This is a genomic window from Devosia sp. FJ2-5-3 (genome assembly GCF_029201545.1).
Classification (GTDB): Bacteria; Pseudomonadota; Alphaproteobacteria; order Rhizobiales; family Devosiaceae; genus Devosia.
Genome location: NZ_CP104007.1, coordinates 2,405,049 through 2,427,609, shown reverse-complemented (window position 1 = coordinate 2,427,609; position 22,561 = coordinate 2,405,049). Strand labels below are relative to the sequence as shown.

Here is a 22,561-nt window from a genome sequence, read left to right as displayed (position 1 = left end):
CGCTCCGTCTGAAGCCTCGTCGCCAGTACAGATACGCGCCTATGTTGCCACGCTGGTAACAGATGGCGCTGTGCGAGATCTGGGTTCGCGGGTTCTGTCGGCGAGGCTTCTGACCACGACACCGAACCCAAATATGAGCAGGAGCAGGGAGATCAACCAGCCAAGCACAGGCAGCATTCCAATGAGGCCCGCGAGAATGATGGATCCCACCAAAACGGCAAACCGCTTCCAGACTGTATCGAGCGATATGAAGGCTGCGCTTGTCCTCGCTCCAACCAGGTAAACGCCAGCCAAATAGGCCAATATGCACATGACCGCTGCGCAGACGATCAGCGCCGGCAACAAAATTATGCCAATGAGCGTAAAGGCAGCGGCGGGTACCATGCCCAACACGGCCGCAAAGCCGACCAGGCCCAGTCCTATCGTCGCCCAGGAACGCGTTCTGGCCTTGTTTTCCAAGGCGGACGCTGCTCGGGGCAGGAGCGCTATGATCAGAGTTCCAACCACGGCAAGCGACGCCCACCAGACGCCGACTGCCCAGACGGCGGGCCAGACACCTCGTACAACGTGCTCGGCGGTCTTGCCAGCTTCCCCGGCATAGTCCGTGGTTTCGAGCGCTTCAAACCTTATTCGATCTGCGCTTGCTACCGAGGCGGGTATATCGATGGGGGCGGGCGCGTGGACACTGACGGTTCCGGCGAGAAGTGCCTTTGGCCCGAACTCAATCTTCTTTCCGAAGAACTCGAAATCCCCCTGGACCGGGGTATTGAGCATTAGCGTGTCTGCCGCAATCAGGGCGGCGCCGGTAATTTGCCCGGCGACCGTCACCTGTGCTCCACTGAGACGAGCATTGCCACCAATTGTCGCCCCAGACTCAACCGTGACGTCGTTTCCCATCGCGGTGAGGTCTCCGCCTACAGGTTGCGCCACCTTGACGTTGAACCCTGCGGCGTAGAGATCTCCCCCGACCGGGCTGTTTGCATCGACGTTGAAGCCGGCCATATGAGCGTCTCCGCCGACGCTCCCACCCAACTTCACATCAAAACCCGCGACGAAAGCGTCTCTTTGCACTTCTGTTCCGGCCGAACTCGACTGTCCCGCGGCAAAAGTGTCTCCTGCGAAGGTGAGCTTCGCCTCGTCGGCCAAAGCAGCGCAAGCGGTCAACAGAGACATGGCCAGAGTTAGCATTGTCCTATTCACTGCAACCTCCTTCTCGCGCCGAGTGCCGTATGACCCTGCCGGTAATGAAGCGTGCCGCCAGCGAAAGCCTAGGTGGAAGGACTCTGCACCTGTGGCGGGGTACCAGATTGACCGCCGTCAAATCTTCCGCATTGCAGTGGGACCCAACGCCCGGGTGTTACCCGTCGCGGGAAGGATCCTCGCCTCTTGGCTCAAGGCGCTTGTGGTTCAGTGGGTGGCCGGGATTGGCCTGTCGTTGATCCTTGTGAAACTCAGGGATCCGCTCAGTCGTTACGTTTTTAGTAGTCGCATCGTGCGGATGGGAGACGAACCGTGAACACTTGGAGCAGCGACCTTACCACGCGGACAGGATACACATTTGCTGTCCGAAAAGTGCAGCCTGCCGATGGAGAGGCGCTTGCGGAGTTCTTCCGGCACGTCACACCCGAAGACCTCCGATTTCGGTTCCTGAGTACCGTCAAGCACGTCAGCCAGGAGCGTCTCGATGAGATGATCAATGTGGACCATCACACAAAGGAGAGTTTCATAGCGCTTGAACGCGACACCAGCACGATTATCGCTGTTGCCATGCTGGGGTGGGACCCGGTCACGTCCATAGGCGAGGTCGCAGTATCGATCCGAAAAGACCACAAGGGGCGTGGCATCAGTTGGGAATTGCTCGGCCTTGTCATTCGTTTTGCCGAAGCCAACGGGATTAGGACGCTGCAGTGTGTCGAAGATCGGGCAAATGCCTCCGCGATCCGGCTGGAGCGGGAAATGGGCTTCAAATCCCGCCCCTATTCAGGCGACTCCACACTGACGGTTCTCGAAAAGGCGATCGCCTGAGAGGGTCAGCTTCCTAAATTCGTTCCGGACAAAGGCTGACAGGGCAATTTCACCTGTCAAAAATGGTCCCCTTGTCGGAAAGGGCCGACTCTCGTGCTGGCAGTCACCAGATAGGCAGTCGACCACCCAATCATCATAAAACCTGCCACACCCTCGAGGGCCGCCAAAAGCCTCCATCCCCGGGCCGGAACCACGTCCCCATATCCCACCGTCGAGTAGGTGACGGTGGAGAGATAGAGGGAGGTTTCCAGGTCCGGGCTGACGCCAAGCAAAAGATAAAAGAAGGTCCAGAGCCAGATCTCCGTGGCAGCGATGGCAAAGAGACCCAGGACCACCATCACCATTGCAACCACACGTCCTCCCGAGCCATGGAGCGACCAGCGTACGCGCAAGCGCGATACGACGTGGGTGACGACCACCAGGCCTGCTATGTGAATGAGCACAGTCGTACAGATGAGTAAGGTGCCGATTGCCATGGTGCCGAAAATGGTGGGCATCGTCAGTCCTCGAGTGTCGGCAGCGAAGAATGGTCTGAGTGCCGCACGCAGGAGCGGTGCATTGCATCGACGGGCTGCGCCAACATCGGCATGGGGCCTTGTCCTCTAATTCTACATACGCTGCAAAGCTACACTTGTCGGTTCCGGGGCTGTCCCGATTGACCGCGGTCAACAATCTCAGAGTGAGCGCGCGGTATCCTTGTTCCGGCCGGAACAAGGAGGACGCCGTGCAGACCCTGATTGCATTAGCAGTTGTCGCCTTGTTCGTTGCAGGCGCTGTCATCTACCTCAATAATCAGGGCCGTCAAATGGCTTTCACAACCAGCCGCCTGGTGAGGGAACTCTCGGAAGCGCCCGCATCCACCTCAGCCAAGCCGCTTCTGCCCCAGCTGGTGCGAGACTACGCGCTAAGGGCAGGGGGGCGCATCGATGGGCCGGCCATGTTTCGTGCACGACAAAGCGCCGTTCTCGTCATGAAACCCGGCGGCGCCGAAGTCCAATTGCTGGCTGAGCAGTGGACGTCAACCTTGGCCTCTGGGTTTGTCTGGGTTGCTGAGGGCCGCATGTTCGGGCTCCCCGTCAGGGCGGTGGACGCGTACACACACGGTCGCGGCCACTTCGGGGTGCAGGCTCTTGGGGCGTTTCCAATTGCCCGCGGTCGGGGCGTCGATTTCGACAAGGGAGAGCTCATGCGATACCTTTCTGAGCTGCCAATTTATCCCGATGCGATCCTGAACAATTCCGAATTGTCCTGGCGTGAAATTCGCGGCGGCCGGGTCGAGGTGACGGGGCGATTGGGAACGGGGTCAGCGACAGTGCGATTTGGTTTTGACAGAGAAGGCAACATCGTGAGCATGCAGGCCGATGATCGACCGAGGTCGGTAGGTAACGGGCGCACGGTCCCCACGCGCTGGTTCGGGAGCTACGGCATGTATGAAACGATCGGCGCATATAGAATTCCGACCTATGGGGAAGTGGCCTGGATGCTTTCAGAAGGGTCATTCACCTATTGGCGCGGAACGCTCATTTCGTGTGAGCCCGTTTCACAAGACTAGAGCGTCGGCCCTTCCCAAGGCGCAGCGAATTCAACCAATGTTTGAGGAACTCTGAGGCGAGCCCATAGAACAGCGCCACGATCACAACTGTGAACAGGAGAACAGGCCCAAGAGGTTCCAGTGCTAGCGCGCCGGCCCAGGGAACATACGGAATAGCGAGGGCTATACCAGCGACTGCAAAGATTGCCGCCAAAAGCAATCAAGGGCGCGATCCAGGCGAACGTCTCCCTCGGTCAAGGTGCCGGTCTTGTCCGTACAAAGGACTTCCATGGCGCCCAAGTTCTCTATTGCCACCAACTGTTTGACGAGTACGCCGGCTTGGGCGAGGCGCCGGGCCCCGCTCGCCTGGGTCACGGTGACAACTGCCGGCAGCAACTCCGGCGTCAGTCCAACGGCCAGCGCCGCAGCGAACAGCAGCGAGTCCAGAACCGGTCGTCCGAGAATGACGTTCATCGCCAATACCAGGCTAACGATCACCAGCATGACGCGCGTCAGCATCATGCCGAAGCGGCGGACACCAACAGCGAAGGCCGTTACGGGCTGTACTTGAAGGGAAGAGCGTTCAATTTGACCATATTGGGTAGAGGCGCCGACATGCAGGGCGAGAGCGCGACCGGATCCGCTGCGGATCGAGGTTCCCACGTGGACGAAATTGGATTCAGTCAGCGCTTGATGCGGGACCGCCGGCGCTTTCGCTACCGGGAAGGATTCTCCCGTGAGGGCTGCCTCCTCCGCCATCAAATCTCTTCCATGCAGAACCACAGCGTCGGCCGGGACGAGGCTTCCCGCCTGGAGCTGGAAGACGTCGCCCTCAACCACTTTCAAGAGATCGATGTCCCTCAAGATGCCATCGCGCAGCACGCTCGCCTTGACGGCGAGTCGCGCCGTCAGTGCGGCCACAATTCGAGAGGCGCGATATTCCTGGGCAAATCCGAGCCCGCAGCTGGCCAGGATGATGAGCATGATTATGCTCGCCTCACTGGCCTGACCGAGCCCGAAGGAAAGCAAGGCTGCGGCCACGAGGATAATAACCAGGGGCGAGCTAAACTGGCCCGCAAAGATCCGCAGGGCAGCGGCACTCTGGTTGCTTATGAGTGGCAATGAACGACCAAGACGGCTTTGGGCTTCGGGAGTGCTGAGACCCGACGCGCTCACCCCCAAGGCACTTAGCCATCGCATCCTGGCGTTCAGTCCGGTTGAACGTATAGTCGACCATGAAATTCATCGCGCCGATCGACCATAGCGAGCCGACGAGGATGGCGCATGCTGCTGCCATACCCGCAATTCCACCAAACGTTCTCCATGGCCAGTGCAGAAGGTGCCGTGCAACGATGGTCCACAGCTGGGGTAAGCTTGAGCGCCAGTGGCCCCGGTTGCCAAGCAGCTGCCGATAAGTCGGCGGTGCAGGGGGGAGCATTGCCACAGCCGGAGGAAGCCAGGCGGCGCGTCGAACCGCTTGCATTGCTCCTGTCACCGCCGATCCCACCGTGACGCACGTGGCGATCACATAGAGCATGGGATCGCGACTGAAAATCAGAACGGGAAAGCTGTAGTATCGGGCATAGAGCTCGGTCATGCCATTACCGGCCCAGGTTCCAAACGCGAAGCCTATGGATGTGCCGACCAGCGCGATTAGCATGACGAATTGAACGTAGTGGATGGCTATCGCCCATGACGAATAGCCAAGAGCTTTCAGCAGACCGATTTGCTCCCGTTCGAGCGCAATCAATCGCGCAAGCGTCATGTTGACGAGGAAGGCGGCCACTAGGAGGAACACAGGGGGCAGCACTATGCTCATGCCCCGTAGTTGAGTGAGCTCGGCATCAAGGTAAGCGTGGGAGACTTGTTGTGAGCGATCGTAGGATCCTATCCCGCCAAATGGAGCGAGTATGCGATCGACCTCGGATCTGACGCTGGCACTGGAAGCGCCCGGCATCAGCTTGATCGAGAGGGTATTGAAGGCCGCCTGCAGATCGTACATCGATGCCAGAGACGCCTCAGGGAGCCAGAGCACTCCGAACCTGCCTTCACTTGGCATCACCTCTCCCGGCATCATCGCGTAGATGTAGTCGGGCGAAAGGGCGATACCGACAATCGAAATCTGGCGCAGGTCGCCGTTCATGATGACCGAGAACTGCGACCAGAGTTCGAGACCTCGAGCGTCGGCAAAGCTTTCGCTCACCACGGCTTCATGTCCCAGCTCGGGAAGACGGCCACTGCGCATATAGAGGCGGTTGAGGGGCTGGGGCCCGGCTGGGAGGGAGATGAGGAGGACAGAGACCGGCTCGTCAATTCCTTCAACGCTTGCCGGGGCGAGTTCCGTGATGCGACCGTCTACGGTCAGCACGCCATCGATTGCGCGGATCTCGGCGAGCAGGGATTGGGGAGCTCTTGTGGCATTGGCAAATATGTCCGCAAAGTCGTTTCTCTCGTAGTAAACGGCACGCGTACGGTCGAGAGACTGATAGGTGCCGACACCGATAATCAGAGTGGCTACCCCAGCGGCGATCACCATGGCGATCGCCAAAGCCTGTGCCCACAGCCGAACCAACTCCCGCAACAGTTTGAGGTGCAGAACACTCATAGGTCACCAGCTCACCGCAGAAGTTAGCGTGCGCGTTTCGTTGCGTTCCACTGAGATGATGCGCCCGTTGGCGAAATTGATCACCCTGTGCGCGATGCCTCTGATGGCCACGTTGTGCGTGATGACGAGGGTGGTCGTGCCAAACTCGGCATTCACCTTGACCAACGCCTCCAGGACCACGACCCCGGTCTTTGAATCCAGGGCACCGGTCGGTTCGTCGCAAAGCAGCAGGTCTGGTCGTTTAGCGATTGCACGGGCAATCGCGACGCGCTGCTGCTCTCCGCCAGATAATTGGGCGGGGAAGTGGTTCATCCTGTCTTTCAGGCCGACCAATTCCAAGGCCTCTTCAGGCGACATAGGGTCAGGGGCAATCTCCGTAACGAGCTTCACGTTCTCCTTGGCCGTGAGGCTCGGCACGAGGTTGTAGAATTGAAACACGAAGCCAACATGCTCGCGCCGATATTTGGTCAGGGCCGCCTCATTGGCGTTGGTGAGCTGATGATCCTGGAACCACACTTCCCCAGAACTGGCGGTGTCCAGTCCGCCCACCAGATTGAGGAATGTCGATTTTCCTGACCCGGAGGGGCCGAGAATGACATCGAACTCGCCTGCTTCAGCGACAAAGTCGACGGATTGGAGGGCCAGAACCTCTACCTGGCCCATCTTGTAAACCTTGGAGAGCCCGCTTGTGCGCAGCACCGGTCCCCGCCCGGTTGTTGACCGCGGTTGAGGGCGTTCAGCAGACTTTTCTTTCGCGGTGTCGGCGGCTTGATTTTCGCTCATGCTGCGCATCTTGCGGCAGCGCGCCCAACGGGATTTGACCGTCGTCAAGATTTTGGACGCGGTGTGGGGCGCTACAGCGCCGCTGGAGGGGACATTGACGCCAGACAAATTATATCTGTATTACTCGATATATGGAATCAAAAGAAGCAATCGACGTCTTTGCAGCCCTGTCTCAGCCAACGCGTCTGGACACCTTTCGTCTCCTGATGGAGCACGAACCCGAGGGGGTTGCCGCCGGGGAGATCGCGCGCCGCCTGGAGGTGCCGCAAAACACGATGTCCTCGCACCTGGCGATTCTTGTGCGCGCCGGGTTGATCGAATCCGAGCGTCACAGTCGCTCCATCGTCTACCGGGCGGTGGTCGACCGGGTTCGGGAGATTGCCAGTTTCCTCGTCCAGGACTGCTGCGGGGCTCGTCCGGAACTCTGTGAGCCGCTCGTCGCGGAGTTCACGCCATGCTGCACCACCCCTTCGGAGGGAAAGAATGTCTGCTGACCGCGTATACAATGTCCTCTTCCTCTGCACCGGCAACTCCGCCCGATCGATTCTGGGGGAAGCGGTCATCAATCATGTTGGCGGTGACCGCTTCCGGGGCTTCTCTGCTGGCTCCACCCCAAAGGGGGAAGTTCACCCCCTGACCCTCGACACTCTGCGCCGGGCAGGCATTTCCATCGAAGGTCTACGCTCAAAGGCATGGGACGAGTTCGCCGCGCCGGAAGCGCCGAAAATGGATTTCGTATTCACCGTTTGTGACAACGCCGCTGGCGAGACCTGCCCGGTCTGGCCCGGCCAACCCGTAACGGCACACTGGGGGATTGAGGACCCTGCTGCAGTTGAGGGACCCGACTTCGAGAAGGAGGCCGCGTTCGACGACGCGCTGCGCTATTTGCGCAATCGCATCGCGGCGTTCATGAGCCTGCCACTGGAGACCATCGACCGGATGGCGCTCGCTTCAAAGCTGCAAGGGATCGGTGCCCTGGATGGCTCCACCGGATCGCGCAAGGGAGTGGCATGATGCTCGAATACAAGGTTCAGGCAAGGCGGATCGACGCGAATGGCAGCGTCGCCACCTGCAAACAGGCAGAACTGGTGATCGACACGGCGCTCGCCGGACGCGCGGACGCTTTCAACCCCGCCGAATTATTCCTCGCATCGATCGCTGCCTGCATGCTCAAGGGCATCGAACGGGTTACGCCGATGCTGAAATTCGATCTTCGCGGGGTGGAAGTGAGCCTGCATGCGACGCGGCAGGACGCGCCGCCGCGCATCATCTCGGTCGATTACATTCTGACCGTCGACAGTGACGAGTCCGACCAGAGGCTGGAACTTCTGCATACCAATGTGCGCAAATACGGCACAATCTTCAATACCGTCGCCGAGGCTGCTGGTCTGAGCGGCAAATTGATCCGCAAGGCCTGACCCATGTCCATCTTCGAGCGCTACCTGACCCTTTGGGTCGCGATCTGCATTGTCTTGGGCATTGCCGCGGGCCAGTTCTTTCCGTACCTTTTCCAAAGCCTTGCTGCCCTTGAATATGCTCAGGTCAATATACCGATGGCGGTGCTGATCTGGCTGATGATCATCCCCATGCTGGTGCGCATCGACTTCCTGAGCTTGCGCCAGGTCGGCGCCTATTGGCGTGGTATCGGCGTCACCGTCTTTATCAACTGGGCGATCAAGCCCTTCTCCATGGCGCTGCTGGGCTGGCTCTTTATCGGCTTTCTGTTCCGACCATTGCTGCCCGAAATTCAGATCGACAGCTATATTGCCGGCCTCATCATCCTCGCAGCGGCGCCATGCACGGCTATGGTGTTCGTCTGGTCGAACCTGGTGAAGGGCGAGCCGCATTTCACCCTGAGCCAGGTCGCGCTTAACGACACTATCATGGTAGTCGCCTTCGCACCCATAGTGGGCCTGCTTCTCGGCCTGTCGGCCATCACCGTCCCATGGGACACGCTGCTGTTATCGGTCGGCCTTTACATCGTCGTGCCAGTCATTGCGGCCCAGATCTATCGCCAATGGTTGCTGGCCAGCAGCGGTATCGCCGGCATGAACCGGGCGCTGGCCGTCCTGCAGCCGATTTCGATTGCGGCCCTGCTCATGACGCTGGTGATGCTGTTCGGCTTCCAGGGGGAGCAGATCGTTGCCCAACCGACCATCATCTTGCTCCTGGCCGTGCCGATCCTCATCCAGGTCTATTTTAACTCAGGCCTCGCTTATATCCTCAACCGTGCCACTGGCGAACAGCATTGTGTCGCCGGACCGTCTGCCTTGATCGGCGCCTCGAACTTCTTCGAATTGGCAGTCGCTGCCGCCATCGCCCTGTTTGGTTTCAATTCCGGCGCCGCCCTGGCGACGGTTGTCGGCGTGTTGGTGGAAGTGCCGGTCATGCTCTCGGTGGTCTGGATCGTGAACCGATCAAAGGGTTGGTATGAACGCGGCGCTGCCGTCAAGAGCAACACAGAGACAAGCGCGGCGTCATGACCGAGCTCGGTCCTCAGAATATCTTTCGCGAACGCGTCCAGAAATCTTCCGATGCCCGTGCAAACATGGATCTGCGGCACGGAGCGTCTCCATACATCTCGCCAGATCGCTAATACACCTTACTGGAAGCTAGATCGTTCCATCGAAAGGTGCTTTGACAGCGCTCGAACTTGGCGCCTAGCCTTGGTTTCCGGACCGGCGGCAAGTGGAGGGTTGATAGCCCAAAAGTACTGGTTACCGCAGCGGCCCAACTGATCTCTTACTAATGATCCTTGGGAGGAAACCGATGACTTTGTCTAGACTGATGAAACTTGCCGGTGGCTCTGCGGCCGCGCTCGTCGTCTCAACGGCAATCAGCACTGTCGCTCTAGCCGAGCCGGCGATAGTGGACGGGCCCGCCAGCGACCAGGAATGTCATGTGCCCTGGGCGGAGGACACCCAGTTCTTCCAATATCCGGCCAAGGAGGGGCCATTCCGCATAGCGCTCGCCAATGGCTACATTGCCAATACATGGCGCATTCAGATGATCCAGACGGCCAAGGCCTACGCGGCTCAACCCGAAGTTGCCGCGCAGCTGAGTGAGTTCAAGGTGGTGTCCACTGGCGAGGATGTGGCGGCACAGATCTCGGCGATCAATAACTTCATCGATAGTGGCTATGACGCCGTTGTCGTCAACGCGCAGAATCCGCAGGCTTTTGCCCCCGTCATCAAGCGCGCCAAGGAGGCCGGCGTCATACTTGTGGCCTTCGATAACATCCTCGACACTACCGACGCCATCAACGTCAATGTCGACCAGAAGGGTCTGGGCGTATTGTGGGCGAATTGGCTGATCAAGCACCTGCCCGAAGGCGGAAAGGTGCTTGAAGTGCGTGGTGTCGCCGGTACGTCGGTTGATACGGATCGCCACAACGGCATTCACGAGACCTTCGATGCCTCCGGCAAACCCTGGGAGGTCGTGGAGGTGGTCGGCAAGTGGGACGATGGCACCGCCCAGAAGGCCACCGCCGACGCCATTGCTGTCCAAGGGGGTTTCGATGGGATCACGGCCCAGGGCGGAGACACCGGCGTGGTGCAGGCCATGATCGACGCTAACCATCCATTCGTTCCCTTTGGCGGGGAAACGGAGAATGGCTTCCGAAAGTTCTGCGCTGCCCATTCAGCCGAGGGGCTCAAATGCTCGTCTGCCGGTACCGGTCCGGCCCAAGTAGCCGTGGCTATCAAGACCGCAATCGACGCTTTGCAGGGAAAAGTCATCCCGCAGTCAGTCAAACTGCCGCTGGCCATCGTGCAAGATCCCGATTTCAAGGACGGCGAGAACTTCTATTCCGACCAATCCGACAATTTCTTCGTCGGCAACTCCTTCCCCACCTGCGGCATCAATTTCACCGCGCAGGAAATCATGGGCCAGTCGGAAGTGAACCAGTAGTGGCGAACTTGATGCCGCTGAGATCAATCTCCGCGGCATCCCTGACCTGGCTGGGGGACCTGACATGGATGACGCAGTGCCGCTCCTCCGTTTGGAGAGCATTTCCAAGCGTTATGGCGGTGTACGCGCGCTCGAAGGCGTGGATCTGGCGGTGCATCCCGGGCGGGTCCACGCCATCCTGGGCGAGAATGGAGCTGGCAAGTCCACGTTGATCAAGATCATGGCGGGGGTGACGGCCCCGGATGAGGGGCGCCTGACAATGGAAGGGCGAGAAGTGAGATTCACCGACCCTGCCGCTGCCAGTGCCGCAGGCATCGTCTGCATCTTCCAGGAACTGTCTTTGATCCCCGACCTGTCGGTTGCCGACAATATCCTGATTTTCGACCCGCCCGCACATCTCGGCCTGATCGATCGCCGGGCCCAGCATGCCCTCGCCACGGAAGCACTGAGGCGCGTAGGCGGTACGGATATCCACCCCATGGAGTTGGTCAGAAATCTTCCCCTTTCGCGCCGCCAGATCGTCGAGATTGCAAGGGCAGTTGCGCGCAAGCCGCGCTTGCTGATCCTCGATGAGGCCACCTCGGCCCTGACGGCATCGGATGTTGAGACTGTATTCGGAGTGCTGCGGCGCCTTCGCGGCGAGGGCGTCGCCCTGCTTTACATCTCCCACCGGATGCACGAGATCGCGCAATTGGCCGATGAATGCACTGTCTTTCGAAATGGCCGGAAGATCGCCACGTTTCCGGCCGGCAGTAAGACCGACGACCAGGTGGTCGAACTGATGATTGGCCGGGAATACAGTTCCGTCTTCCCCCCCAAGCTCGCGCGTGCTCCCGATCCTGAAGCCATCCCGCCGCTCGAGGTTCGCAACCTTGGCTGGATGCAACGGCTCAACGGCATTTCGATGAAGGTCCGGGCCGGCGAGGTGCTGGGGTTGGGTGGGCTGGACGGCCAAGGACAGCGGGAACTGCTGCTTGCCCTGTTCGGCGTGCTCCGTGGGGTAACCGGCGAGGTCCTGATCGACGGGCGAGTGCGTCGCATCCGTGGGCCCCGGGCGGCCAAGGCCGGGGATGTGGGTATGGCGCTCATACCCGAGGATCGTAAGACTGAAGGCCTCATGCTGCCCATGTCGGTGCGGGATAATTTGTCCTTCGCGGCGATGGGCCGGTTCTCGCGCGCCGGTGTTATCAATCGCCGGGAGGAGGCGGCCGCAGTAGACCGGGTGCTCGAACTCCTGGCCATAAAGACAGCGAGCCTTGCCATCCCCGTAAAAGCACTTTCGGGCGGTAACCAGCAAAAGGTGGTGATCGCAAAATGGCTGTTGGCATCGCCGCGAATTATTCTGCTCAATGATCCCACTCGCGGCATCGACGTCGGAACCAAACAGGAAATCTATTCGCTTCTGAGGCAGTTGGCGGCCGGCGGGGCGGCTATCATTCTCTATTCCACCGACTATGCCGAACTGATCGGCTGCTGTGATCGCGTACTGGTGTTCTATGATGGTGCGGTGAAGCGCGAACTGGTTGGTGACGCGATTACCGAACACGCCCTGATTGCATCCGCCCTAAATATTGATCATCGGGAGGCGGTCGTATGAGCGGATTGGCCTATCGCCTCGCCGCGCAGCGCGGCACATTGTTGGCGCTGGCTATCTTTGTGGTGATGTTCTGGCTCTATGTTGCCAACCATCCTGCGGGCTTCACGCCCAATGTGGTGCAAACAGCGGCCAATAAGGGTGTTTTACTGGCGCTGGTCGCCATGGGCCAGACCTTCGTAGTGCTGACAGCCGGTATAGACCTTTCCGTGGGTATGGTCTTTGTTCTCGCGAATTGCCTCGCGTCCTACATTCTCGTCGGCACGCCGCTGAATGTTGCCCTCGGCGTCAGTGGCGTCTTGCTGGCGGGCATTGCCTGCGGCGCCATCAACGGATTGCTGGTTATCTATGGTCGATTGCAGCCCATTGTTGTCACCATCGCCACCGGTGCCGTCTTCTTCGGCATAGCACTCTGGTTGAGGCCTTATCCCGGCACCGCCGCAGGGTTTTCGTCTGAGCTTGCCGATGCTCTCACCGGTAAGGTGTTTGGCATCTTTCCTTCCAGCCTGCTCTTCCTGATTGCGCTTGTCCTGGTGGTCTGGCTGCCGTTCCGCCGTTCCGTTATCGGCCGTGCCGTCTATGCCGTGGGTTCTTCCGAGCCGGCCGCCTATATGTCGGGAGTCCCAATTCGCCGGGCCAAGCTCATTGCTTACGTCCTGTCGGGCTTCTTCGCCGCCATAGGCGGGCTGTTCATGACGTTCTTCACCTACTCAGGTGAGGCATCGTTGGCCAACGGCAATACTTACACCTTAAGTGCGATTGCTGCCGTGGTGCTGGGCGGGGTCTCGCTATTCGGGGGCAGGGGCAGCGCCATCGGCGCGATCTTCGGCGCGCTGGCCTTCCGCGCCATTGGCGACCTGCTATTCGTCTTCGACTTCGATCCGCTGTGGCAACCCCTATTCCAAGGTGTGGTCCTGCTGCTCGCGGTATCTCTGGGCGCCGCCCGCCTGTTTCAGGTTCGCAACCGGCTTGATCTGTTCTCTTGAGGCCCGGGATGACAAGCGATAAGCCCGATAATTCTCAGGTGCAACGCCCCGGCTGGATCAGTCCGGTCGATTTGCCAGTCGCGACGGCCTTCGGCTGCATCGCGCTGCTGCTGCTCATTGGTAGCCTCTATTCCCCAAATTTCCTTGCGCCGGAATATCTGTTGCAGCAGCTCAAGGTTGGCGCCTTTCTGGGGGTAATTGCGACCGGCATGATGCTGGTCATTCTGCTGGGTCAGATCGACCTGTCCGTACCCTGGACCGTGACCTTGGGAGCAATGATGGCCTCGGCAGCGGCCGCATATGGGCCGATGGGTGAGGTCCTCGCCATTCCCTTTGGCGTCTTGTGCGGCGTTCTGGTGGGGCTGGTGAACGGCTTGGGAGTGGCGTATCTGCGCATCCCATCGATGATTGTGACCTTGGCAGTTAATGCAGTGGCCCAAGGATTGATGGTCGCCTATACCGGAGGCTTCGCCCCGGTGGATAGTGCCTCGCCAGCAATGCGCTACCTCGCTGCCGGAACCGTGCTGGGCATTCCCAACGCGGTTATCGTCTGGGCCATAGCCGGCGTCGTGGCCGTGTTCCTTCTGAGCCGTACCACCTTTGGCCGGGCCGTCTATGGCATCGGCAACAAGGAGGCTGCGGCCTATCTCTCCGGAGTGCCGACGCAACTGGTAGTGATGATCGCCTTTGCACTCTGTGGCGGCCTTGCGGCGTTTGGTGGCGTTCTTCTCGCAGGCTATGCCGGCAAGGCGGCCCAGTCGATGGGCGACGCATATCTGCTTCCAGCCATCGCCGCAGTGGTGCTGGGGGGAACCTCGATCATGGGCGGCCGCGGCAGCTATCTCGGCACCGTTGCAGGCGTAATCCTCATTACACTGCTGCAATCCATTCTGTCGGTCATGCAGATCGCCGAATTCGGCCGTCAGATCATCTATGGCGGCGTCATCATCCTTATGCTGCTGCTCTATGGTCGCGAAAATCCGGGTCGTTAGCGCCAAATATGTGCGCGCGCTGTGGTGACGATTTCCGCGTCGCCAGGGCCGAGCCAGAGGGAGCCCTTCGAGAGCCCGACTGGCGACGCCACTGCGGCATAAGCCCTTGTGGCCCACGACCCATGGGAGCGGCGTACGCAGAATGGCGAGACCGCGTGGGGGGAGGGGGTGCGCCATGGCGCACCCCCTCCTTTGGCTGCATCACTCGGCGGCGCCTTCACCCTCGAGCCAGGCTGTCATCTCGGCTATTTCCGTCATCTGCGCGTCAATCACCTTCTGGGCGAGGGCCTTGGCCCAGGCGTTGTCGCCATGTTCGAGCTCTGCTCTGGCCATGTTGATGGCCCCCTGATGGTGCGGGATCATCCCGCAGACGAATGCTACGTCGATATCCGTGGCCATCATGGCGTCCATCATCTGCTGGCTGGTGACGTCCATACCGGCCATAAGGTCAGCATGGGCCGGGTCCATTCCTGGGGACATTTGCATCATCATGTCACCGGCCATCCCGTCCTGCGTCTTGCAGATTTCGGGAAGCTCGGCGCCGAGGGCGCGATCTCCGCCCATGCCGGACATACCGTGTCCGGCCATGGCATCCTGCGCCGAGCCGGAAGATGCGGTGGCCGCCAGGATGGCGCAGGTGATGAGGGTCTTCTTGAAGAGTGTCATATTCGAACTCCTTGGTACGAGTTGGCTTCAAACTGCATCTCGAACCGGGTTCTTCGGTGGGCGATCGATACGACTGGAACTATGCCTCGGGGACAGTGCGCAATAATAGAAATCGGTGGAGCCCAAAGACGGTGGCGCGTGCACTGGCTGCGGCCCGACGGGCAAACCGGATTGGCAAAGCCCCATGCCGCAGCAGACAGGCATTGAATGGGATCGATCGTGACAATTCACGAGGCAGACCGGCTCGCCGGCAGGCTGGAGCAGGTGCGCAATCGAATGGTCGTGTTCTGCAGGAGAGTTTGCCATGACACCATGATGCAGTGTCAAGCTGATGGTCACAGCCGCCATCACGATTACGATGGCAAGAAGTCGGGCTCTGCCAGTGGTCGCAGAAGCGGTTCTGACCATACTCTCCACACTCCTTGATGCCGGAGTACGCAATTTGCAACTTCCTCCCCAAGAAGTTGTCAGAGGTCTCTAAACCCGAGGGGCCTCTTCTGGTGGCCCCGCGCCATCATCATGTCGTTTCAGGATCTTCCGCCCAAAATTAGGCGGCAAGATGGGCGCGCGTCGATCCGAGAAAACTATCACGGGTTGGAAGTCACCGTTCATCGCCAGCAATTTCCAAAGCTCGCCACGTCCAGTTGCGGATTTCTGGCATATCCTCGCCATTTTTACGGATGTAGTCGTTGTGCGTCGCCAGTTTTTGGTCGATCCATCCAGAGAATTCCGCGCGTCGTGACGCGAGCACCGGCACATTATCGACTACAGCCCGAGCCAGATGGAAACGGTCGATCTGGTTCAGGACTGCCATGTCGAAGGGTGTCGTAGTGGTACCCTCTTCCTGGAAACCGTGCACATGGAAGTTCTGGTGGTTGTGACGCCGATATGTCAGGCGGTGTATCAGCGCTGGATAGCCGTGATAGGCAAAGATGACCGACGCACTCTTTGAGAACATGGCGTCGAATGCCACGTCGTCAACGCCATGGGGATGCTGGCTGGGAGCCTGGAGGGTCATGAGGTCGACCACGTTGACGAAGCGCAGCTTCAGCTCAGGGAAGTGGTCGCGCAGCAGCATGACTGCCGCCAGCGCTTCCATTGTGGGAACGTCCCCGGCTGCGGCGATGACGGCATCGGGCTCGTCATCGCCGCAGCTCGAAGCCCAGTGCCATATGCCCACGCCGACCGCGCAATGGCGTGCCGCCGCGTCTGCGTCCAGCCATTGCGGCGCCGGCTGCTTGCCCGCCACGATCACATTGACGTAGTTGCGGCTGCGCAGGCAATGATCGACCACCGAGAGCAGCGTGTTGGCGTCCGGCGGCAGATAGACGCGGACAATATCCGCCTTCTTGTTCATCACATGATCGATGAAGCCTGGGTCCTGATGGCTGAAGCCATTGTGGTCCTGCCGCCAGACATGAGAGGTCAAAAGGTAGGTGAGAGAGGCGATGGGCTTGCGCCAGGCGATCTCGCGCGAAACCTTGAGCCATTTTGCATGCTGGTTGAACATGGAATCCACGATGTGGATGAAGGCTTCGTAGCACGAGAAAAATCCATGCCGTCCTGTCAGCAGATAGCCCTCGAGCCAGCCCTGGCAGAGATGCTCGCTGAGCACCTCCATCACCCGCCCATTGGGCGATATCTGGCTGTCACTGGCCACAATATCACCCGTAAAGACGCGATCAGTGGCCTCGAAGACCGCCCCGAGCCGGTTTGACTCGGTTTCGTCCGGGCCAAAGACTCGAAAGTTCTTCTCGTCTTCATTGAGACGCAAGACGTCGCGTAGAAACTGCCCGACATGGCGCGTTGACTCGGAGACGACCGCCCCCGGTGCCGGAACGGCAATTGCATAGTCTCCAAAGTCCGGCAACTTCAGGTCCTTGAGCAGCAGGCCCCCATTGGCATGGGGGTTGGCGCCCATGCGACGTGTTCCGCGCGGGGGCAGGTCCGCAAGCGCGGCGACCAGCCGGCCGTCAGCATCGAACAGCTCCTCCGGCCGGTAGCTGCGCAGCCAATTTTCCAGCATCGCCAGATGGCTGGGATCCTCTGTAAGCCTGGCCAGCGGCACCTGGTGTGAGCGCCATGACCCCTCGGTAGGCTTGCCATCGACTTCGGCAGGTCCTGTCCAGCCTTTGGGTGAGCGAAACACGATCATTGGCCAGGCCGGTCGATCGGAAAAACCGTTGGTTCGCGCGCGGGCCTGGATCTTTCGAATATCGGCGATGGCGGCATCGAGCGTGGCCGCCATCATCTGGTGCATTTCGTCGGGGTCGTTGCCTTCGACGAAATAGGGCGCATAGCCGTATCCTTGGAACAAGGCGTCGAGTTCGTCGTGGCGTATCCGCGAGAGGATGGTCGGGCCGGCAATCTTGTAGCCATTGAGGTGAAGGATCGGCAGCACCGCGCCATCCCGAGCCGGGTTCAGGAATTTATTGGAATGCCAGCTCGTCGCCAGGGCCCCGGTCTCGGCTTCGCCGTCACCCGCGACGCAGGCGACGATCAGGTCCGGATTGTCGAAGGCGGCGCCATAGGCGTGCATCAGGCTATAGCCCAGCTCCCCGCCCTCGTGGATGGAGCCGGGAACTTCGGGGGCAACATGGCTGGGTATGCCGCCCGGCCAGGAGAATTGGGTGAACAGCCGCTTGAGGCCAGCCAGGTCTTGACTGACTTCGGGGTAGACTTCGCTGTAGGTTCCCTCAAGGTAGGTATTGGCCACCAGCCCCGGTCCGCCATGCCCCGGTCCGGTGACATAAATCGCGTCGAGGTCCAACTCCCGGATGATGCGGTTGAGGTGCACATAGATGAAATTGAGACCGGGCGTTGTGCCCCAGTGCCCAAGCAGACGCGGTTTGACATGGGCCAGCGTCAGTTTCTCGCGCAGCAGGGGGTTGTCGCGCAGGTAGATCTGTCCGACGGACAGGTAGTTGGCGGCGCGCCAATAGGCGTCGATGCGGCTCAGAAGCTCGGGGTCGAGGGGCGTCATGAGGCAAGGTTCTCCTGCTGCAAAAGGGCAATGACGGCTTGAGCCATGATCGCTTCCTCGTCCGTGGCGATGACATGGACCGCGACCGCGCTTGTGGACGTGGAGATGATTGCACGACCTTGGACGTTGAGAACTTGATCGAGCGCAATTCCCAGATATTCGAGACCCGCACAAACGCGCTCGCGGATCAGGGGCGCATTTTCCCCGATCCCGCCCGTGAAGACGAGCCTGTCGATCCCGCCCAGTACCGCCGTAAAGCCGCCTATGGCCTGCTTGATGCGATAGCAAAAAAGGGCGATCGCATCGGCCGCGCGAGGGTCGCTCGGCTCCGCAGCAAGCAGTTCGCGCAGGTCCGAACTTGTTCCGGACACTCCCAGCAGCCCCGCCTCTTGGTTCACCATGTGATCGAACGCCTCGGCGTCCATGCCTTCGGTCTGCGCCAGGAAACGGACGAGGCCGGGGTCGATGTCGCCGGTGCGTGTCCCCATCGGGATGCCCGCAGCCGGTGTGAACGACATGGATGTATCCACGCTGCGGCCATTATGCACCGCCGCCAGGCTGGCTCCATTGCCCAGATGCGCCATTATCAGCCTTTCCCGGGCCGCCTCCGGGCCGAATGAGCGTTCCAGATCCTGCAGCAGAAAACTGTAGGATAGACCGTGGAAGCCATACCTCTCTGCACCGGCGAAACGCCGTGGCAGGGGCAGGAGGCGAGCAACGACAGGCATGTCACGATGAAACGCGGTGTCGAAGCAGGCGATCTGGAGCACGTCTGGCTGCCGCTTGCGGCAGAATTCCAGCATTGCGATCTCGGCGGGCAAGTGCTCGGGCGCATAGTCCACGATGCGCCCAAGCTCGCCGATCAGATCGTTATCGACGACACTGTGGCTGCGGTATCGCGGCCCACCATGGACGATGCGATGGCCTGTCGCGACCAGCCTGCCGCGCGTCGCCGCCTTGTCCAGCCAGTCGAAGAGTATGGAGAGCGCCGAGACGTGATCCTTGGCTTCGACCGGCAGATCTAAATTTCGCCCATCGGCCCAGCGCACCCGGAATGTTGTGCCGGCTCGCCCCAGCCGGTCAAACTGCCCGCGTAAATGCGGTGTCCCTTGATCCGCAGCATAGAGGGCAAATTTCAGGCTCGATGACCCGCCGTTCAGCGTGAGGACGAGCTGGTTGTCGCTCCCGGCCATGGGCTGCTCCTATCCTCGCGCTGCAAATCAAATGCAGCTGGGTACTGTAAGGTGCTCCCAACAGCACTTTGTATCCAGCGCCGTGGTCACAAGGACTATGCGGAACGTCGGCTCCTTAGTCGATCCTGAGTTTGCGCAGCCTGAGCGAATTGCCAAGGACGCTGACCGAGGACAGTGCCATGGCTGCTGCCGCGATAGCAGGTGACAGGGTCAGCCCGAAAAAGGGATAGAGTAGCCCTGCCGCCACCGGCACGCCCGCCACATTATAGGCGAAGGCAAAGAACAGGTTCTGGCGGATATTGCTCATTGTGGCTCGCGACAGGGCGCGGGCCTTGACGATGCCCATAAGGTCGCCATTGAGCAGAGTGACCCCGGCGCTCTGAATGGCGACATCGGTGCCGGTCCCCATGGCAATGCCGACATCTGCCGCGGCGAGGGCTGGGGCGTCGTTGACGCCGTCGCCGGCCATGGCAACGATGCCGCCTTGTTCGCGGAGGTGGTTGACGACGGCGCTCTTCTGCTCCGGCAGGACGTCGGCCTCAACGGCGGCGATCCCCACCTTGCGGGCCACGGCGTCGGCCGTCACCTTATTATCGCCCGTCATCATCACGACCTTGATGCCCTGTTGTGCCAGCTCGGCGAGGGCAGCCGGCGTTGTCTTGCGGATCGGGTCGGAAATGCCGATTACTCCGGCGAGGCGTTCGTCGACACTCACCAGGATCGCCGTTTCGCCACCGGCGCGAAGCGCATTGGCGCGAACCATCAAGGCGTCCGTGTCGACCCCCTGAGACCTGAGATATTCGGCACTGCCGATATGCAGCAATTGGCCGTCCACTGTGCCAGTCAGGCCCTTGCCGACAGGCGAGTCCACATCCGTCGGACTGGAGAGGGTCAAGCCGCGTTCCTTGGCCGCGTTGACGATGGCGAGACCAAGAGGGTGCTCGCTCGCCCGTTCGAGGCTGGCCGCAAGCCGCAGCAGGTTATCCTCGCCACCATATTGTGCAGGAACGATAGCCGTGACGGCCGGCTTGCCTTCGGTGAGCGTGCCTGTTTTGTCGACGACCAAAGTATCGACCTTCTCAAGCCGTTCCAATGCCTCCGCATTCTTGATCAGCAGACCCAGCGTAGCCCCCTTGCCGACGCCGACCATGATCGACATCGGCGTCGCCAGGCCCAGAGCACACGGGCAGGCAATGATCAGCACGGAGACTGCGGCAACCAGCCCGTAAGCCAAGCGCGGCTCGGGCCCCCAGATGCCCCATGCGATGAAGGCGGCGATGGCAATGCCTATTACCAGCGGTACGAACCAGCCGGACACCTGGTCGGCGAGCTTCTGGATCGGCGCTCGTGAGCGCTGGGCTGCGGCAACCATCTGGACGATCCTCGAGAGCAAGGTATCCTGTCCAATCTGCTCCGCCTCCATGACCAGCCCGCCGGACTGGTTGATCGTGCCACCGATCAATCGATCGCCGACCTGCTTGGTGACGGGCATGGATTCGCCGGTGACCATGGATTCGTCGAGCGCACTGCGGCCCTCGATCACCTTCCCGTCGACGGGCACTTTTTCGCCGGGCCTGACACGCAGGCGATCGCCAACCCCGATCATTTCAATGCCGACTTCCTCATCGGACCCGTCGGCTCCAATTCGCCGCGCGGTCTTGGGGGCGAGATCCAGCAATGCCTTGATGGCCCCCGATGTCTGTTCGCGGGCCCGCTGTTCCAGCACCTGACCGAGCAGGGCCAAGGCGGTGATTACGGCGGCCGCTTCGAAATAGACGGGCACTGCGCCGCCCATTCCCCGCATGTCGGACGGGAAAATATCCGGCAGGACGGTAGCGATGACGGAATAAAGCCATGCCACCCCAATGCCCATGGCGATGAGGGTGAACATGTTGAGGCTACGGTTGACCACCGAGCTGAAGCCCCGCTCGAAGAACGGCCAACCGGCCCGGAGCACGACGGGGGTTGCCAGAGCCAACTGCACCCAGTTCAAGTTCTGGGGCGATATAAAGCCATGAAGGTCAAAGAGATGGCTGCCCATCTCGAGCAGGAACACCGGCACCGCCAGGGTAGTGCCGATCCAGAAACGACGCGTCATGTCGAGATATTCGGCGCTTGGGCCGGTCTCGGCGGTCGGCATCTCTGGCTCCAGCGTCATGCCGCATATCGGGCAATTGCCGGGATGGTCCTGTCGGCTTTGAGGATGCATCGGACAGGTGTATATAGTGCCGGGAAGCGGGGCAGGCGGCGGCGGCTCCGCTGTGGCAGGGTACGAGCCGGGGGCCGCCACGAATTTATCGTGGCACCCGGCGGAACAGAAGTAGTACGTGACACCCGCGTGCTCGGCGCTGAACTTGGCGGTTGCCGGGTCGACCAACATTCCACAGACCGGATCGTTCACCCGCTGGCGAGTTGAGCCATGCTGATGATTGGTATGGTGATCATGATGGTGATCAGACGCATTCGTGGTCCCGCTCACATCACTATCCTCCGACATTGTCCGTCAAGTGTGCGCCTTGCCACCATGGCAAGGTCAACCCCTTAACTTGCGCAACCGACCAACAGGCGATCGCACTGTGGACGTCAGCCCCGGGCCACTCGATCTTGACAGCAGCTCGTATGGACTTGGCTTGGTGCACCATCAATCGGCACCCGAACAGAACTTTGAGATTTCTCGATCTGCGGCGATTTTGACCGCCGTCAAAGCTGGATGACCCGCACCTGCTAGCATTGAGTTGTGAGCCAAGACCTGAACAGGCCCACGACCGATCAGTCAGACCATGGAGCTTTGTTATGAAGTTTACATCAGTGTTTGCAATTGTCTTGGCGTGCGCAGCTATCTCGCCACCCGCGTTTGCTATTCCGGAATATGTGAAAGGCGGCAAGCCGGACGTGCAAGTCGATGACCTGACCTGCCGCATCAACTCATTCGATCAAAAGCAAGTCGATGATTTCCTCGCCGCAACGAAGGTGACCGTATATTCCACTGCGGATGTCTTGGATCCGGATGAATTTGAGAAAATGTGCAGCGCCATCGATGAAAGTGGTGCCGTCACCAGGTTGCGCGCCGCTATCAAAGAAAACAGTGCTGCCGCCAAGTGGTTCGAAGACAACGGCCTGGATCCGGATCGGATAGTCCTGATGGTGCAAAACGCTGACCAGACGGTGGACCTCTATATCCACTAGCGTGCCTCGATCGAGCCGATGTCGGAGGCAGTGCTCAAACGGTTCGAGTTCGCCGCACCGGCACGGCGAACTCGGTGCGGTTGAACGGTCGCCGGTCGCTCTGGGTGC

20 protein-coding genes are annotated in these 22,561 nt (G+C 60.3%); 11 read left to right on the top strand and 9 right to left on the bottom strand.

Annotated features, from left to right (window positions below; all coding sequences use genetic code 11):
* Window positions 1-39: 39 nt before the first annotated feature.
* Window positions 40-1,188, bottom strand: coding sequence for a hypothetical protein (locus N0P34_RS11745; RefSeq protein WP_275603427.1), 1,149 nt, complete (start codon window positions 1,186-1,188; stop codon window positions 40-42).
* Between the two features lie 324 nt (window positions 1,189-1,512).
* Between N0P34_RS11745 and N0P34_RS11740 the strand changes: the two genes are divergently transcribed.
* Entirely contained in the window at window positions 1,513-2,025 is a 513-nt protein-coding gene (locus N0P34_RS11740) for a GNAT family N-acetyltransferase (protein WP_275603426.1), read from the top strand.
* A 56-nt stretch (window positions 2,026-2,081) separates the two neighbouring features.
* Here the strand turns inward: N0P34_RS11740 and N0P34_RS11735 are convergent, their stop codons facing one another.
* On the bottom strand, window positions 2,082-2,522 hold the full coding sequence (locus N0P34_RS11735) for an ion channel (RefSeq protein WP_275603425.1): 441 nt from the start codon (window positions 2,520-2,522) through the stop codon (window positions 2,082-2,084).
* A gap of 227 nt (window positions 2,523-2,749) precedes the next feature.
* Between N0P34_RS11735 and N0P34_RS11730 the strand changes: the two genes are divergently transcribed.
* Entirely contained in the window at window positions 2,750-3,577 is an 828-nt protein-coding gene (locus N0P34_RS11730) for a DUF6544 family protein (RefSeq protein ID WP_275603424.1), read from the top strand.
* 162 nt (window positions 3,578-3,739) lie between these two features.
* On the opposite strand, the gene N0P34_RS11725 is transcribed toward N0P34_RS11730, so the two are convergent.
* The 3 genes from N0P34_RS11725 to N0P34_RS11715 all read right to left on the bottom strand — a co-directional run bounded on the left by N0P34_RS11725 (window position 3,740) and on the right by N0P34_RS11715 (window position 6,824).
* Window positions 3,740-4,540, bottom strand: a complete 801-nt coding sequence (locus N0P34_RS11725) for an HAD-IC family P-type ATPase (protein WP_275603423.1) — start codon at window positions 4,538-4,540, stop codon at window positions 3,740-3,742.
* Window positions 4,541-4,619: 79 nt separating this feature from the next.
* On the bottom strand, window positions 4,620-6,161 hold the full coding sequence (locus tag N0P34_RS11720) for an ABC transporter permease (protein ID WP_275603422.1): 1,542 nt from the start codon (window positions 6,159-6,161) through the stop codon (window positions 4,620-4,622).
* Between the two features lie 3 nt (window positions 6,162-6,164).
* Window positions 6,165-6,824 carry an ABC transporter ATP-binding protein gene (locus N0P34_RS11715; RefSeq protein WP_275606972.1) on the bottom strand — a complete coding sequence of 220 codons (660 nt, stop codon included), beginning with the start codon at window positions 6,822-6,824 and terminating at the stop codon, window positions 6,165-6,167.
* Between the two features lie 251 nt (window positions 6,825-7,075).
* Here N0P34_RS11715 and N0P34_RS11710 point away from each other — a divergent pair, with 251 nt between their 5' ends.
* The 8 genes from N0P34_RS11710 (at window position 7,076) to N0P34_RS11675 (ending at window position 14,425) form a co-directional block, all read left to right on the top strand.
* The gene (locus N0P34_RS11710) at window positions 7,076-7,438 is read left to right on the top strand and encodes a metalloregulator ArsR/SmtB family transcription factor (protein ID WP_275603421.1); all 363 of its coding nucleotides are present in this window, start codon (window positions 7,076-7,078) and stop codon (window positions 7,436-7,438) included.
* Entirely contained in the window at window positions 7,428-7,958 is a 531-nt protein-coding gene (locus N0P34_RS11705) for an arsenate reductase ArsC (RefSeq protein ID WP_275603420.1), read from the top strand. Before N0P34_RS11710 ends, N0P34_RS11705 begins: the two co-directional genes overlap by 11 nt.
* Window positions 7,958-8,362 (top strand): OsmC family protein, encoded by a 405-nt coding sequence (locus tag N0P34_RS11700; protein ID WP_275606971.1) that lies wholly within the window; start codon window positions 7,958-7,960, stop codon window positions 8,360-8,362. The genes N0P34_RS11705 and N0P34_RS11700 overlap by 1 nt, the downstream gene beginning before the upstream one ends.
* 3 nt (window positions 8,363-8,365) lie before the next feature.
* Window positions 8,366-9,427: an ACR3 family arsenite efflux transporter gene (gene arsB / locus N0P34_RS11695; RefSeq protein WP_275603419.1), complete on the top strand. Its 1,062-nt coding sequence runs from the start codon at window positions 8,366-8,368 to the stop codon at window positions 9,425-9,427.
* A 304-nt stretch (window positions 9,428-9,731) separates the two neighbouring features.
* Window positions 9,732-10,853 (top strand): sugar ABC transporter substrate-binding protein, encoded by a 1,122-nt coding sequence (locus N0P34_RS11690; protein ID WP_275606970.1) that lies wholly within the window; start codon window positions 9,732-9,734, stop codon window positions 10,851-10,853.
* Between the two features lie 64 nt (window positions 10,854-10,917).
* Complete coding sequence (locus tag N0P34_RS11685; protein ID WP_275603418.1) at window positions 10,918-12,450, top strand: sugar ABC transporter ATP-binding protein; 1,533 nt, start codon at window positions 10,918-10,920, stop codon at window positions 12,448-12,450.
* Entirely contained in the window at window positions 12,447-13,433 is a 987-nt protein-coding gene (locus N0P34_RS11680) for an ABC transporter permease (RefSeq protein WP_275603417.1), read from the top strand. The genes N0P34_RS11685 and N0P34_RS11680 overlap by 4 nt, the downstream gene beginning before the upstream one ends.
* 8 nt (window positions 13,434-13,441) lie before the next feature.
* On the top strand, window positions 13,442-14,425 hold the full coding sequence (locus N0P34_RS11675) for an ABC transporter permease (protein WP_275603416.1): 984 nt from the start codon (window positions 13,442-13,444) through the stop codon (window positions 14,423-14,425).
* Window positions 14,426-14,626: 201 nt separating this feature from the next.
* On the opposite strand, the gene N0P34_RS11670 is transcribed toward N0P34_RS11675, so the two are convergent.
* From N0P34_RS11670 to N0P34_RS11655, 4 genes are all read right to left on the bottom strand, one after another.
* Window positions 14,627-15,091 carry a DUF305 domain-containing protein gene (locus tag N0P34_RS11670; RefSeq protein ID WP_275603415.1) on the bottom strand — a complete coding sequence of 155 codons (465 nt, stop codon included), beginning with the start codon at window positions 15,089-15,091 and terminating at the stop codon, window positions 14,627-14,629.
* Window positions 15,092-15,692: 601 nt separating this feature from the next.
* A complete protein-coding gene (locus N0P34_RS11665; RefSeq protein ID WP_275603414.1) occupies window positions 15,693-18,074 on the bottom strand; it encodes a phosphoketolase family protein in 2,382 nt (793 codons plus the stop codon).
* A complete protein-coding gene (locus N0P34_RS11660; RefSeq protein ID WP_275603413.1) occupies window positions 18,071-19,267 on the bottom strand; it encodes an acetate/propionate family kinase in 1,197 nt (398 codons plus the stop codon). The genes N0P34_RS11665 and N0P34_RS11660 overlap by 4 nt, the downstream gene beginning before the upstream one ends.
* Before the next feature lie 115 nt (window positions 19,268-19,382).
* A complete protein-coding gene (locus N0P34_RS11655; RefSeq protein WP_275603412.1) occupies window positions 19,383-21,764 on the bottom strand; it encodes a heavy metal translocating P-type ATPase in 2,382 nt (793 codons plus the stop codon).
* A gap of 296 nt (window positions 21,765-22,060) precedes the next feature.
* Between N0P34_RS11655 and N0P34_RS11650 the strand changes: the two genes are divergently transcribed.
* Window positions 22,061-22,453 (top strand): hypothetical protein, encoded by a 393-nt coding sequence (locus N0P34_RS11650; RefSeq protein WP_275603411.1) that lies wholly within the window; start codon window positions 22,061-22,063, stop codon window positions 22,451-22,453.
* Window positions 22,454-22,561 lie beyond the last annotated feature (108 nt).